Source organism: Nitrospirota bacterium, from assembly GCA_016180645.1.
In the GTDB taxonomy this organism is placed as follows: Bacteria; JACPQY01; JACPQY01; order JACPQY01; family JACPQY01; genus JACPAV01.
In genome coordinates this window covers 20,593-36,697 of record JACPAV010000038.1, presented here as the reverse complement: position 1 = coordinate 36,697, position 16,105 = coordinate 20,593, and the positions used below count along the sequence as shown (strand labels likewise).

Here is a 16,105-nt window from a genome sequence, read left to right as displayed (position 1 = left end):
ACGCTCTCAAGGGCAGCACGATTGAACTCCAGGTGGGAAGAGGGGGAACGTGGGGATGGTCCACTTTCTCGTTTGACAACACCTTCAGAACGCAAACGGTCGTCATACCGGGGACGGAAGGGACGTGTGCAAAACTTGTGTCGAATTGTGAGGATCTCGGAGACCTTGAGATAAGCCCCGACACGCGGACGGTGATGGGCAGCGTTGTGGACTCCGAGAACCTTCCCGTCCAATTCGCAACCGTTGTCTTGAGAGGAACCCTCACCCCAACAGATGCCCAGGGCAGGTTCAGGTTGGAATCGGCCCGGGCCGAGGACTTGATGTTGACCGTTGCTCACCCACGCGGCGTCAAGTTCGGCCGGGCCAACTTGACCGTGCATGTGCCAGGGATCAGCCCGGCGAACCGATGCGAGGACGTGCTGCCTGTTGATTTGGGAACGATCCGACTGGAGCCGGCACTGGGCTGTGCTCGGGGAAAGGTGAGAGACGAAAATGGAACTCCCGTTTCCGGCGCGACACTCGCCGCGGGCGGCGCCGTCGTTCAGACCGATACCGGCGGGAACTACTGCCTTGAATCCAATCCGTCTCAGACCGATCTGGTCTTCAACTACTACGACCGTGGGCAGGGGCGAACGCACAACAAGAGATTGCCGATCCAGATCGTGGGAGGTGGTTATTGCGGAGGCGGAGAAAAGAAATGCGCGCATGCGGACATCGATCTGGTCCTCGGCCCCAGTTGCGTAAGCGGGACGGTGACGGACCAGAAGGCCAGGCCCCTGGCCGGTGTTTCGGTCCGCGCCGGATCCCGGATGGTGATGACGTCCGCGGATGGGGCCTACTGCTTGGAGGCGCCCGCCCAGCAGAAGGTCCGGCTCAAGTTCAAGCACTCGGCCTCCGGCAGGAACGGTGGCGGAAGTGAGACGGAAGAAGAACAGGAAATCGAGACCACCGGCGCGGAACAATGCGGCGGAAGCTGCATGATCGTGAACAGATCGATCCAAGTGAATGAGCCACCGGTCATCACCAGGGTGGAACCTTCGAAGTCCGTCGTCCTCGCAGGGGAGGAGATCACCATCTCGGTAAGCGCTTCTGATCCGGAGGGAGATCGCCTCAGCTACACGTGGGCCGCAGGTTGCGGCGACTTCTCGAAGCCGAAGCCTCAGCCTGGAAAGAATGATCCAAGCCCATCGGACGGCGGCCCCTTGGTCGCGTGGAAGGCTCCATCGTCCGAGGGGACGTGCAGCATCAGCGTGGTCTCGGAGGACCCTAAGAAAGCGAGCGCCCTGGCCGGCATCGTCGTGAAGGTTGAACGCGATACCATGGCTCCAGAAACTGTCATCAGCACTCAACCGTCAACACCCAGCAACGAGACATCCGCCACGATTGCCTTCTCCTGTTCTGACCCCGGGACCCTTCCCCCTGGCCCCTGTTCCTTCTTCTGCCAACTCGACATCGGCACCCCCACCTCTTGCGTGTCACCTGCAACCTTGTCACCTGTCGCGGAAGGAGCCCACACGTTCACCGTCTACGCCGTGGACAAATCGGGGAACAAGGACGCTACGCCTGCCGCACTTACGTGGACCGTGGACACCCTGGCACCGGAAACAGGTGTCGGCAGTCAGCTACCTGCCATCAGCAATCAGACTTCCGCCACGTTCACGTTCACGTGCAACGAGACAGACTGCGCGTTTCAGTGCTCCATCGACTCCGCCGCCTTTGCCTCCTGCGCTTCACCCCTCACCCTCTCAGCCCTTACGGGCGGAAGCCACACGTTCGATGTCCGGGCGGTCGACCCCGCAGGCAACGTGGACGGTTCTCCCGCCACCCGCGCCTGGAGCATCGACCTGACCCCGCCCACGGTGGTGATCGGCGCCAAGCCGTCTGCTATCGTCAATCAGGCATCAGCGTCATTCACGTTCAATTCGACCGATGCCGCCGCCGCATTTCAATGCACTCTCGACTCCGCGGCCTATTCGTCCTGCGCCTCACCCCTCGCGCTGTTGCCGCTCGCCCAGGGTAGCCATACCTTTCAGGTGCAAGCGACAGACTCCGCCGGGAATGTTTCGTCCGCGGCGTCGTACACCTGGACCGTAGACACCATTTCTCCCCTCGCGCCCAACGTCTCACTCCTCACGCTGAACACGAACCCCCCTGGGAGCCAGGACACTCTCTCCGGCACCGCCGGCGCCGTGGAGGGTGGCGCCCAAGTCAAGGTGTATGCCGATGGCTTGCTGACCAATCTGCTCGCTTCCACAGACGCCACGGCAAACGGATCGTTTGCATCGATCAGCGTAGGAGATAATGCGGCGCCAACCCTGTACGTCACGGCGACTGACGCGGCAGGGAATGTCTCGTCGGTCACGACCGTCGCGAATGACATCGCCGCCCCCACGGGGACCTCGGTCATCATCAGCGCCGGAGCCACCTTCACTTCGACGACCGCCGTTACGCTGACCCTTTCGGCCACGGGAGCCACGGAAATGGCTTTCTCCAATGACAATCTCACCTACGGCGCCTACCAACCGTACGCCACGTCTTTTCCATGGACGCTCACGGCCGGCGACGGCACGAAAACGGTCTATGCCAGGTTCAGAGACGCGGCCGGCAACTTAAGCAGCCAGGTCAGCGATACCATCGTCCTCGATACAGGGCCGCCGGACACCACCCTCGCATCGACCGCGCCCTCCGTGACGCCGACCAATTCCACGAGCTTGTCCGCGTCCTTCACCAGCAACGATGCAAGCGCGACTTTCGAGTGCTCCCTGGATGCCGCCGCCTTCGCCTCGTGCACTTCGCCTCACTTGATCGCCGGACCGCTCTCTTCGGGAGCCCACACGATCAACGTCCGCGCCAAGGATCAGGCGAACAACGTCGACGCCACTCCCGCTTCCTACGTGTGGATGGTCGACACCACGGCGCCCGCCGCACCGGTATCGGGCAATATCACCGTGAATCAGAATCCTCCGGGAACCCCGGACAGCGTTCAAGGGTCGCTCGGCGCCGTGGAGGTCTCTGCAACCGTGAAGATCTACAGCGATTCGGGGTTGACCAACCTGGTTGTTTCGGTCGCGGCGGGGGCAAACGGTTCGTTCGGTGCTCTGACCATTGGCGATAACCTCTACACGACCGTCTACATCACCGCCACCGATGCCGCAGGCAACGCATCGGCCTCCATCAGCAAGACAAACAACACATCGGGGTCGACCAATCCGACGCTCACGCCGGCGGACCAGACAAGCGGCAGCACGGGCTACACCAACTCGACAACGGTCAACGCCACCATCGGCAATGATGCCGATGCCACGGCCTGGTGCCTCTCAGAAACGCAGTCCTCGCAGCCCGCGTCCTCCGATCCGTGCTTCACGAGTCCGGAACCCTCAACGTTTGTCCTGACCGCGGTCGAAGGCTCACACAGCCTTTACGTCTGGACCAAGAACTCCGCGGGGAACGTGAACCCCGGACCGGCGGTTTCCGCTTCCATCACGCTGGATTCCGTGGCCCCCCCCAATCCGACAATATCGGTCGCGGATCAAACCTCGTCCAGCACCGGGACGACCAACTCGACATCCGTCAACGCCTCCATCGGTGGGGATGCGGAAGCCGCCTTCTGGTGCCTGTCGGAAACCCAATCCGCATCGCCAGCCGAGTTGTCATCCTGTTTCACTTCTCCCAGGCCCACAACGTTCACCCTGAGCGCCGGCGACGGATCGCACACAGTCTATATCTGGATCAAGGATGTTGCCGGGAATATCAATGCGGGTCCGGCCGTCAGCGCAAGCATCACGCTGGACACAGCAGCACCTCCGAATCCAACACTCGGCCTGTCCGATCAAACTTCCGGCAGCGCCACAGCCACGAACGCCGCGACCGTCAACGTCTCCATCACGGGAGATACCGGAGCATCGACGTGGTGCCTGTCCGAAACGCAGTCCGCCTCCCCCGGTGAACTGTCGTCGTGCTTCGTTTCGCCTGAACCGACCACATTGACGCTGATCGCGGGAGATGGGGGCAAGACAGCATATGTGTGGATCAAGGATGCAGCCGGAAACATCAATGCGGGTCCGGCCGTCAGCGCAAGCATCACGCTGGATACCACCGCGCCGCCCAACCCAGCCTTGGCGTTGTCGGACGCCACGTCCGGAAGCGGGGCATCAACCAATTCGACACTGGTCAACACGTCCATAACGAGCGACACAGGAGCCTCAAAGTGGTGCCTCTCCGAAACTCAGACCACCGCTCCGGTTGAGGCCGACGCCTGCTTCGTCTCGCCGAAGCCAACCACCTTCACCCTGAGCGCCGGCGACACATCGCACACCGTCTACGCTTGGATCAAGGACGCGGCGGGCAACATCAACGGCGGTCCCGCCGTATCAGCTTCCATCGCTCTCGATACGGCCGCGCCGCCCAATCCGACGCTCAGCCTCGCCGATCCTTCGCCGACCACTTCGGGGTACACGAACAACAATCCCGTGAATGCGACGGTCGGAAACGACGCAGGCGTCTCCCATTGGTGCCTGTCCGAGAGCCAGTCCGCCCAGCCGGCCGAGTCGGCCGGCTGCCTTGCGGGGACGGAACCCACCACGTTCACCCTGAGCGCCGTCGAAGGGCCTCACACGGTTTATGCCTGGGTGCGCGACGCGGCGGGAAATGTGAACCCGGGCCCGGCCATCAGCGCCTCCATCACACTGGACACCATCGCTCCGACCACCCCTGTGGGAGCCAATCTCGCCGTCACGGCCAATCCGTCCGGGACGAACGACACTCTCAGCGGCGCCGTGGGCGCCGTGGAAGGCTCCGCGACCGTCAAGGTCTACTCCGACGGTCTTCTCACGGTACTCATCGGTCAGTCCTCAGCACTGGGCGATGGCAGCTTCGCCGCCTACGCCATCGGCGACAACCAAGGCGACGCCTCGGACCAGATTTACGTCACACAGACGGACCAAGCCGGGAACACGAGTTCCGTTACGATCAAGATCAACGACAAGACGCCGCCGCCCAATCCGACTCTGTCGATCTCCGACCCGACCCCGGCTTCGGCGGGCTACACGAACAACAATCCGGTCAACGCAACGATCGGGAATGACGCCCAGGCCGTCGGGTGGTGTCTATCTGAGACGCAGTCGACCGCTCCGGCCGCGGCCCATGCGTGTTTCGCGGGAACGGAGCCCACCACGTTCACGCTGAGCGCCGTCGAAGGGTCGCACACGGTCTACGCGTGGGTGAAGGATGCAGGCGGCAACGTCAACACAGGCCCCTCGGTAAGCGCGACCATCACACTGGACACCACCCTTCCGACGGGTGGCGCGGTGAACGACGGGACAGGTGCGGACGTGGCCTATCAAATCTCGAACACCACGATGGCCGCGAACTGGAGCGGCTTTTCCGACGCCAACGGGATAGCGTCCTACGACTACAACATCAGCACGGCCGGCTCATGCGCGGGCGATACGCTGGCGACCGCCAACCTGGGCAACGTCACTTCCAAATCGACCGGCGCCTTGAGCCTGGCGCTTGGCGCCTCGTATTTCAACTGCGTCCGGGCGCTGGACAATGCGGGAAACGCTTCTGCGTGGGCGGCCTCCAACAGCGTGATGGTTGATTACAGCTTGCCGACATCATCGATTACGGCGCCCGCCAACGGCGCCAAACTGTCTGCACTCTCCTCCGTTACCGGATCGGCAAGCGATACGGGAAGCGGAGTTCAGACCGTGGAGATTACGATTCAGAGAAATTCGGACAGCCAGTACTGGGACGGCAGCGCCTGGGGCGCGGGCGTCGCGTGGCTCGCGGCAACCGGCACGACTTCTTGGAGCAAGTCGAGCGGCTTGCCGGCGTGGGCGAGTGGATCGGCGTATACGGTTCAGTCGAAGGCGACCGATAACGCCGCCAACGCCCAAAGTCCGACCGCCAATGCTTCTTTTACGTTCGACAACACCGCGCCGACGTTTGCCGGCCTTGCTTCAGCCACCGCCGTCTCCTCCTCCCAGATCGACCTTTCCTGGTCTGCCGCGTCCGACGCCGTGAGTCCCGCGTCTTCCTTGATCTACAAAATTTGCCAAAGCACAACGGCGGGGACCTGCCAGACGAGCTTCACGGTCACCTACACGACCTCCGCCAGCGCCACCTCCTACAGCGTCACCGCGCTCAACGCCACCACCGCCTACTACTTCGTCGCCCGTGCGGAGGATGAGGCGGGCAACACCGATACCAACACCGTCGAAAAAACAGCCACGACTTCTTCACCCCCAGTGGCTGGTGTCATCCAAGCCGTGACGAATCATCTGGGCAGACACACCTGTGCCCTTCTCTCGGACGGAACGGTAAGATGTTGGGGGCACAATAACTCCGGCCAACTTGGGGACGGAACCAACGTCAACCGCCTAGCGCCTGTTGCCGTCTCTTCCCTTTCGGGTGCGGTGGCCCTCTCAGAGGGCTACTTTCACACTTGTTCCCTTCTCTCGGATGGCACGGCCGAATGCTGGGGATCCAACATGTTTGGTCAACTGGGGGACGGGACGACGGTGGACAAGACGACCCCCGTGGCCGTGAGTTCTCTCTCGAACACCGTGGCCATCGCGGGGGGCTCCTATCTCTCGAACACCGTGGCCATCGCGGGGGGCTCCTATCACAGCTGTTCCCTTCTCTCGGACGGCACGGTGAAATGCTGGGGAAACAATATCTACGGCGGGCTTGGGGACGGGACGACGGCGAAAAAGTCAACGCCCGTGGCGGTGAGCGCACTCTCTGGAGCTGTGGCCGTCGCGGCAGGCGAATATCACACCTGTTCTCTTCTCTCAGACGGGTCGGTGAAATGCTGGGGGTACAACGGTTTCGGCCAACTTGGGGATGGCACCTCCGTCGATCGCCTATCGCCCATCGCCGTTTCCACCTTGTCGAATGCCGTGGCCATCGCGGGGGGGCTCTATCACACCTGTGTTCTTCTCTCGGACGGATCGGTGAAATGCTGGGGGAGCAACGGCTTCGGCGGGCTTGGGGACGGGACGACCACCCAACGCCTAACGCCCATCGCCGTTTCCAGCTTGTCGAATGCCGTTTCCGTCGCGGGGGGCTACCAGCACTCTTGTTCTCTCCTCTCAGACGGTACCCTGAAATGCTGGGGCAACAATGGGTACGGCCAACTCGGAGACGGAACAACGACGTACAAGACAACACCCACGGCCGTCACGAGTCTCACCGGTCCCCTCGGCGTCAAGCTCCCCCGCCTCCACCACGAAGGTTCCGCCTCCGGCGCCCCCGCCCGCCCGTGGCGCGAAGGTCTAACGAACCATTTCGGCTATCACACCTGTTCCCTTCTTTCCAACGGCACCGTCAAATGCTGGGGGAACAATCAGTCTGGGCAGCTTGGGGATGGTACAACGGCGAATAAGACGACCCCCGTGGCCGTCAGCAGCCTGTCGGGCAGCGTGGCCGTTGCGGGGGGCGGAAATCAAACCTGTTCCCTTCTTTCCAACGGCACGGTGGATTGCTGGGGATACAATTTCTACGGCCAGCTCGGGGACGGGACGACGGTGAATAAGACGACCCCCGCGGCCGTGATCGGCCTGTCGGGTGCCGTGGCCGTCGCGGGGGGCTACTATCACACTTGTTCCCTGCTTTCCGATGGCACGGTGAAATGTTGGGGGTGGAACCCCTCCGGTCAGCTCGGGGACGGGACGACCGCCGATCGCCTAACGCCCATCACCGTGTCTTCATTGTCCGGCGGCGTGGCCCTCGCGGTGGGCTACTGGCACACCTGTTCCCTTCTATCCGATGGCACGGTCAAATGCTGGGGGCTCAACAGTAGCGGTCAACTTGGGGACGGGACGACCGCTAATCGCCTAACGCCCATCGCCGTGTCTTCACTGTTCGGCGGTGTGGCCATCGTGGTGGGCTATGATCACACCTGTTCCCTTCTATCCGATGGCACGGTCAAATGCTGGGGGAATAATCAATATGGTCAGCTTGGGGACGGGACGCTGCTGGTGAACAAGACGACCCCCGTGGCCGTGAGCGGCTTGTCGGGCGGTGTCGCCGTAGCGGCGGGCCGCGAATACACGTGTTCCCTTCTTTCCGATGGCACGATGAAATGCTGGGGGCGCAATTTCTACGGCCAACTCGGCGACGGGACGACGGCGGATAGGACGACCCCCGTGGCCGTGAGCGGCCTGTCGGGCGGTGTCACCGTCGCAAATGGCTACGAACACACCTGTTCCCTTCTTTCCGACGGCACGGTGAAATGCTGGGGTTACAATTTCTACGGCCAACTCGGCGACGGCACCACCGTGGATCGCCACACCCCTGTGCAAGTTCAGAACCTTCCATAGGCCGCGCGAGAGCGAGAAGATCGCTCCAGCGGTAGGACTCGAACCTACAACCCGCCGGTTAACAGCCGGCCGCTCTGCCGGTTGAGCTACGCTGGAGTGAATTGAGCCTGGGAGCATTCAGCAGTCAGCTATCAGCCAGGGAGGAAGGATACCGGGGACGGGGACGGAAATCAAAATGGCTCTCCTGCCGGCACACCGGTCAGGCAAGCGTCTTGTGCGATCCGTTGCAATAGGGCTGGGTCCCGGTGTGTTTGCACCCACAAAGGTAGTAGGTCTTGTTCTCCGAAACCTCGAAGGGCACCGGTTTGAAGCTCGTGGCTTTGTGCGATCCATCGCAAAAGGGTTGTTTCTGAGATCGACCGCAACGGCACCACCAATATTTCTTTCCCGGCTCGAGCGTCACGACGCACGGCGCTTTCTGAGCAATCTGCGGTTTGTCATCATTCATTTTGCATGCCCCCTTTTTCGAACCCCGCTCCCCGCGCCTATCTCGTCTTGAAACGGCCGACTCCTTCTTCGAGCAGCCTGGCCTGCTCCATCAACACGTTCACCAGGTTCTGGAGCTTGTCCACGGTTTCGCCGTGGCGCGCGCTGATCGCCTGAATCTTGCTGATCTCCCGTGTGATCCGCTCACCCCCCGTTACTTGCTCACGGACAGCCCGGGTGATTTCGTCGAACAGGGTCTTCACGGCGCTGAAGGTTTCCATGATCAGGCCCGCCGACTTGATGTGCCCCTGGATCGACTCGCGCACCTGCATCATCTTCTCCCGCATCTCCTCCGTGGCTTTCTTGATGTGCTCGCCGGTGGCCACGTGCTCCTTGGTGGAGGTCACGATGGCCTGGGTCATGCTGTAAGTCTCGTTCGCGGCCTCGTTCACCTTCCGGCTGGACAGGCTCTGCTCCTTGGTCGCATTCACAATGAACATCATCCGCTCACGCGTCTTCTTGATGCTTTCGAGGAGCCGCTCGAGCGCCTCCCCGGACATCTGCGCCCGCCTCACACCCTCATTCACATAACTCACGATGGCGCCCACAGAGTTCTTCGCCCTCTCACTCTCGTCCTGCACGGTGGTGATGATCCCGCTGATCTCCTTGGTCTTCTGGGAGGTCAAATCGGCCAGCGCCTTGATCTCATCGGCAACCACACGAAACTCCCGTCCATATTCGCCGGCTTGGGCCGAAATGATCGCCGCGTTGAGGGCCAGAAGGTTCGTCCGCTCCGCCACGTCGGAAATGACCTTCACCACCTTCCCGATCTCCTCCGTTCGCTCCCGGAGTGTCACCATCACGTGGCTGGCCTCTTGAGACGCGGTTTCAATCTGCTTGATTCCACGTATCGACGACTGCACCTGCTCGCGCCCCAGGTTCGCGCGTTCCGCCATCTGGTCCGCCATCTCGCTGGTCTCCGTGGCCTGCTGCTGCACTTCGCGGATCGACACCGCCATTTCCTGCATGGAGGAGGCCGTGTCCTCCGCCATCCTGGAGAGTTGAGACGAGCTCTCGTATATCTGCTTGGTGGCCGCCGACATTTGCACCACGGAGGACGACGTCTCCTCGACGTATCCCAGGAGGTGATCCGCGGAATCGCCGATTTCCTCCACCCCCGCCTGCATCTCCAGCAGAACGGACGACGTTCGCGTGAGGCTGTCGCTCAGGCTGTTCACCTTGTCCACCACATCGGTAACGCTCTTTTTCATGAAATCGATATGGGTGGACGTTTCCACGACCGATTCCTTCTGAAGCTGCGAACCCTCGTTCACCTGCCGGGAGTAGTTTGTGATCGTATCGGAGGCATCGTACACCTTCTTCGCCGCTCCCTTGATCTGCTGAAACATGAAATTGAGCCGCTGGACCATGCTGTTGAAGCTGGTGGACAGGTGGCCGAGTTCGTCCCGCGTCTGGATCGTGATCTCCTCAGACAAATCCCCTTCCGCCACGTTCAGGACGTTCCGAATCAGATGCGTGAGCGGCATGATCAACGAGCGTGAAAGAAACCACATCAGGAAAAAGGCCGCAAGGCCGACGGTGGCCAGGAGGGCGATCGTAATCATCCACAGCGGACGCGTCTGTTTGTTGATTTCATCCTCTGGAATGCCCAGTCGAACGACCCCCAGAATGCCCTCGCCCACCTGATCGCTCACAATCGGGATGGAAATGTCCAGGACCTCGTGCCCCTGGAACATGGAGTGGCCGGTCAGGCTTTCCCGTGCCGAAATCGTGCGGAGTGTGAAGGGATCTGTAAACGTCTTGCCGATTTCGGAGACATGGCTGTGGTAAAGGACCTTTGCGGTAGGATCGGTGATGAAAACATAGGCGAGGTTCGTTCGCAGGACCGTCGTCCCTTTGCCATGGCCCAAGCCTTTGAACACGAGATCACCCACGTCTTTCTGAAGCCCTTCGAGCTCCCCGATGGAGAGGCCCAGGGAGAGCATTTCATTGATATCGCTCCGGAGGTTCAAGCCCACAATGTTCGCTTTTTCCACGAGGACGCGCTCGTAGATGCTTTCGAAGTACTTGAGGCTGGCGAGGAGACTCGCCAGAGTGATGATCCACAGCACCCCAAGGGCGGTGAACACTTTTGCGCGGATCCCGCCTCGTTGTTTCATGACCCACTTCCTTTACCGTCACCTGCCGCCGGTTTCAACAGATCCATCGAGCGGCTTCGGAATTCCCGAATGCCCTGGCCAAGAATCTCGGCCTGCGCCTCGTTCGCCCGGCACTTTTCTCTCAATTTACCCATCCGGTCGCGGATCTCTTCGAGGCTGGGCACCTGCGAACATCCGAAATGGCGGAGGGCCTCCACCACGCGGGTCATCGACGGCGCCATCAGAGCCGCCTTCTGCACGGCGCCCTTCTGGCCCCCCAGCTCCCTGGCCACGGAGGCCTCAACGAACTTCATCCTCTCCACACCCTCTCCCAGCCCCAACATGACGTCCGCCTGTCCACGAGCCCCTTCGGTGATCACCTCAAAACCGGTATTCAACTTCACCATGTACTCGTTGACCCTCTGGGCTGAAGATTGCTGCTCTTGGCTGGCGTCGAGGATGCGCTTGATGACGAATCGGCTCTGCTCATTCTGCGCCAGAATATCACGGAATCCGGCCTGCGCCCGCAATGCGGCTTGAATCCCTTCGTCAATGACATGGTGGCCCTCCTGAGATGCCTCGTAACTCCGTTGGGTTTTCAGGGAAATGTTCTTGACGATGCCCTTGATCTCCTCGGCGTAGCCGGTGGACCGCTGGGCCAGGGCCTTGATCTCCTCCACCACCACGGCGAACTCCCGCTCGAACTCGCCCGAGTGGGCCGCAATGATCGCCGCGTTCAGGGACAGGAGGTTGGTGTTCTCGGCCACATCCTCGATACCCTGGATCATCCGGTTGATCTTGTCGCCTTCCACCGTAAGCATGCGGAGTTCTTCCGTCGCCTCGCGTGACAATCCTCCCGCCGCCTCCATCAGCTTCTGAAGGGCCCCGAAGATATCGGTCCCCCTCTTCCCCGCCTTCTCGATGGCCAGGATCAGCTTCTCGGTTTCCCCGGCGTTCTCCCGGATGCTTCTGACGGAGATTTCAATCTCATTCGCAGCCGCCGCGGTTTCGTCGCCCTGCGATCCCACCCATTCCAGGGCCTGCCCGATATTCTTGCCATGTTTCTCGAGCGATTCGGCCAGTTGTTCCAGCTCGCGGAAACCGCCGCGGAACTCCTCCCCTTGTTTCCGCATCTCATCCAGACCGGCGCCGATCCCTCCGATCCGCCCCATCGACCGCACGATCCGATCCTGGAGATCCGCCGAAGCTTTCAACAGATCCTCGATTTGGTGGAGGCCGGTGGCGCCCATCTGCTCCGAGTTCTCGATCCACTCCGACTGCTGCTCGCTTCGTTGATCCATCTCCCGCGACAGGCGTTCCGCCTGACCGGAGAGAGAATCAACCTCACCGGCAACCTGCCGCAATCCCCGATCCAGTTGCTCCAAGGCTCCCGTGAACCGCGCCATCGCCACGACCAGGATTCCCGTTTCGTCCTCCGAGATCGTTTCAGGCTGGCCGGAAAAATCGCCCGCCGCCACGGTTGCCGCGAAGCTTCGCACGCGCCGGATCGGGTGGACGATATCCTGGTAGGTGAGGACGGTGATGAGGATCGAAACAAGAATGCAGAAGAGAAGGATCCAGACGTAGTTCATGAGCAGGGGATGCACCGCGGGCGTCAGCTCGTTGTCCCGTATGACCACGCCGAACAGGAGGTCATGGCCCGGCACGGGAATGTAGGTGGCCAAGTCCCCCTGGGTCAGTTCGATGGACATCTGGACGTCGGTCGGCGGACGGGAGCGACCCACGGCCCGGCCGATCCACTCGCCCATGATGGTTCTCGACCTCGTTTCCCAAAGTCCCAGGACATCCGATTTTGCGCCGTCCGAACCGGCCACCCACGTTCCTCCTCCCGTCACGACAAACCATTCCCGCCGGAGCCCGGCCCCTGCCCGGACCGACCACTTCGCCAGGTCCTCGGCCGTGTATCCGATCAGTTTCGATCGGCGGGTCAATTCGGAGACCGCGAACCGCGCGATCTCGCGCTTCAGAACGTCCTCGGACTTGGTGTGATGGTGGATAATGGTGAAGACGATCGTGAACGTGAGGATGAGAATGAAGGTCAGGAGAAGTTTGCTCCGAAGGGATACCACCAGAGACGGTTCGCCTCCCCCGTCCGCGGCCGCCAAGACCTGGTACTCCGGTGACAGCAGGAATTTCACCACAAAGAGTCCGGTCAGCGAGCCGATGGCGCCGCCGAAAACGCATGCCGTTCCGGCCTTGACCGTCTGGGCAACGGTCAGGCCGACCACGACATAGCAGAAGATCGACACGATCACGCCGCCCAGCGTCCAGCAGGACAGCCCCGCTGCAAATGCACGGAACGGGAGGCGGAGGAGTTCATCGCGGCCGGCCTGCAGCGTCTCCGGGTCGGCCATCGCCCCTTTTCGCGCCTCCGCCGCCGCCCGGGTGACCTTCCTCACGTGGGGCCGGAGCATCCGCAGGTAAAGCAGGACAAACAGCGGGAATCCGGACAGGACACCCAGGACCAGATAGGATTCCTGCTGGACCACGTTGCGGAACAAGTTGTAGAAGTAGATTCCCACCAGGAGGACCGAGGCGAACGACGTGACCAGGCCTCCCACCATCAGCCGGCGCGAGACCCTCCAGGACAAGAACCGTTCACTCAGGGACATCATGCTTTCTCCAGGTAGATGCGCGCCGTCTGCGCCTCGAGCTGTTCGGCGCCGCCCTCGATGCGGGCGCAGGCGTTCTCGAGGCCATCCGTGGTGGTCGCGTTCTGCGACGCGGCATCCACGAGGCGATTCACGTTTTCTTGAAACGCTCCCATGGTTGCTCCCTGTTCGTTCGAAGCGCGCGCAATCGAGTCCACGAGCTCCAGCAGCGGCGAGAGAGTGGTCCGGGCCTCCTCCGATGCCGCTTTCTGCCGGCGCGACCGTTCGGAGAGGGCCTCCGACCCTTCGTTCAGCCTCCCGGCAATGGTCCGGATCCTTTCCACGCACGCGCGCATCCGTTCGGCGTCCGAGGAGATCTGCTCCACCGTCTGGTTCATCTGCACCATGGCGGTGGTGATGCGCTCGCTCCCCGTGGCCTGCTCTCTGCATGCATTGGCGATTTCCTGCGCCACTCCGGCATTCCGCTGAGTATGCTCGAGAACGAGCTGGAAGGTTTTGGAAAGCTCATTCGCGTAAAAGATCGCCTCCTGAATCACCTTGTTCATCTCGCCCACCTTGATCAGCGTCGATTTCTCCATGCGCTCGACACGCTCGAGATGGCCCGTAACGGTCCGGGTGTAGGACTGTGTGTTGTAGGCCAGGTTTCCCACCTCCTGGGCCACGATGGAGAATCCCCCCCCTCGCTCTCCCACCTGCTCGGAGATGATTTCCGCATTGAGAGCCAGGATGTCCGCGTCCTCGGCGACTTCCCCGATGAGATGGATGATCCACTTCACCTCCCTGAAGAGTCCGTCCAATTCCTCGATCAGCGTCAACACGCTCTCGCCGGCCTGTTGGATGCGCCCCATTCCGGCGGCAATCGACCGGATGGCTTCTTCTCCCCGCTCCGCCGCCTCCCGCACGCTCAGGATCAAAGCGGACGCTTCCAAAGCAACCCTCTCGACGTTCCGGGCGCTGGCATGCGCCTGCGTGGTGGCGGCGGCCGTTTCGTCCGAAAACCGGGCCAGCTCACCGGTTTGACCGCTCATCTGGTCGGCGATGCCCATGACCTTCTCCATCATCGGTGAAAACTCCTGGATCGAAGCCCTCAGGTCGGCGCCCGAATGGTCCACGCGATCCATCCCCCCTACGAGCGAGGTGAAGAACCCCAGAATGTCCTCCGCCACCTTGCGGAGTCCCTTCACCTCACGATTCATCATCTCGGTGTTGGACGCAATCATGCCGGAAAGCTTCGAGGCGTCTTCCGCATCGATCAGCTGCCCGCGGCTCTCGGCATGAATCGCGCGCGAGGCGGTAAACGTACGGCGCGCCGATTCCGCCATGCCCACGGCTCCCTCCCGCACATGGCTGAGCTGCGCGTGCATCCGGCGGACCATGCTTCGGATCGACCGGCTGAGCCCGTCCACTTCATCGCCTCCGAGGTACACGCGCGGCTCCCCGAAATATCCCCTTGCGGCGCGCGAGAGCCCCTGGCCCAGCTCCTTCACCGGCCCCGACACATGCACCGCAGCCAGGAAGGCGATCACGAATCCGAACGCCAGCGTAAACAGCCCCACCCCGATGGTGGCAAAAGCGAAATCTCTCCCGACCGCTACAAACTCCGACCGGGGATAGACGATCCCCAGAACGACCGGCGGCAAGAGCAGCCGGGTGGCCACCCACACCTCCTCGGCGGAGGTCTTCGACCAGGCTTCATCGACTCGGAGAGCGGGTAGCGGAACCGGAGGTCCCGAAATCGGTTTCCCAGACACCTCCAGCAGAAAGGGCCGACCCTGGCCGGTCAATCGCACCGAACGCACCGCGTGGGCCCACTCATCCGAAGGTGATTCGTGCACGGGGAGGAGGACGCCCCGGATGTTGGACAATTCCTGGAGCGCGAGGCTCTTGATGTGTTCCGAGTGAACTTTCTCGAATCGGCTGAAGCTCAAAAGGGACAAGAAGATGAGAGAGAAGGACAGCAGGGCCAGGAAGGACACGTAGATCTTCAGCCGGATACTCAGAATGGGCGGCTGCGTGGTGATGGCGGATGGGAGTTGCCGCAGGAGATGGGCCAACTCACCGGCAACGGGAGCCAGGGCGCGCTTGAAAAGAAAGAACTGGAACACCAGTCCGACCAGACCGGCGTTCGCCAAAGCCGCCCAGAGATAGACCTGCTGGCGACGGCTCACCCCAAACCGGTCGAGAAACACGAAGACGAAAAACGCCGTGGGAATCGTCCACATCGCGAGGGACACGAAAGCCGCGCGGATCGGAAAGCGAAGGACTCCCGAGTAGGCCGCTTCCAGCACCTCTTCCGGTACGGTCTCACGCCGCTCACGTTTCCGAATGAATTGGAAGATCGGACGGAACCAAATCTCATTTGAGCCGTACTGGATGGGCCCGGTGACCAGGAACAGCAGCACCGCTCCCCCCCCAACGGCCGCGATGAGCTGCTGGACGTTCAGATCGGCGGCGGTGATGTAGGTCAGCAGGAAGACCAGACCTCCCATGACGCTGGCCACAGCGTTCCAAAAGATCATCCCTTGGCGGATCAGGCGCACCATGGATCAGATCCTGCCTGGGG

5 protein-coding genes and 1 tRNA gene are annotated in these 16,105 nt (G+C 61.8%); 1 reads left to right on the top strand and 5 read right to left on the bottom strand.

Going from position 1 to position 16,105, the window contains the following annotated elements; translation table 11 throughout:
* Positions 1 to 8,324, top strand: an 8,324-nt coding sequence (locus HYT87_17870) for a hypothetical protein (GenBank protein MBI2061611.1), incomplete at its 5' end; no start/stop codon positions are given.
* A gap of 23 nt (positions 8,325 to 8,347) precedes the next feature.
* Here the strand turns inward: HYT87_17870 and HYT87_17865 are convergent.
* The 5 genes from HYT87_17865 to HYT87_17845 all read right to left on the bottom strand — a co-directional run bounded on the left by HYT87_17865 (position 8,348) and on the right by HYT87_17845 (position 16,085).
* Positions 8,348 to 8,420 (bottom strand) — tRNA-Asn (locus tag HYT87_17865).
* 103 nt (positions 8,421 to 8,523) lie between these two features.
* The gene (locus tag HYT87_17860; protein MBI2061610.1) at positions 8,524 to 8,772 is read right to left on the bottom strand and encodes a CDGSH iron-sulfur domain-containing protein; all 249 of its coding nucleotides are present in this window, start codon (positions 8,770 to 8,772) and stop codon (positions 8,524 to 8,526) included.
* A 37-nt stretch (positions 8,773 to 8,809) separates the two neighbouring features.
* Positions 8,810 to 10,930: a HAMP domain-containing protein gene (locus tag HYT87_17855; protein ID MBI2061609.1), complete on the bottom strand. Its 2,121-nt coding sequence runs from the start codon at positions 10,928 to 10,930 to the stop codon at positions 8,810 to 8,812.
* Positions 10,927 to 13,545: a methyl-accepting chemotaxis protein gene (locus HYT87_17850; protein ID MBI2061608.1), complete on the bottom strand. Its 2,619-nt coding sequence runs from the start codon at positions 13,543 to 13,545 to the stop codon at positions 10,927 to 10,929. Before HYT87_17850 ends, HYT87_17855 begins: the two co-directional genes overlap by 4 nt.
* Complete coding sequence (locus HYT87_17845; GenBank protein MBI2061607.1) at positions 13,542 to 16,085, bottom strand: hypothetical protein; 2,544 nt, start codon at positions 16,083 to 16,085, stop codon at positions 13,542 to 13,544. Before HYT87_17845 ends, HYT87_17850 begins: the two co-directional genes overlap by 4 nt.
* Positions 16,086 to 16,105: the final 20 nt, after the last annotated feature.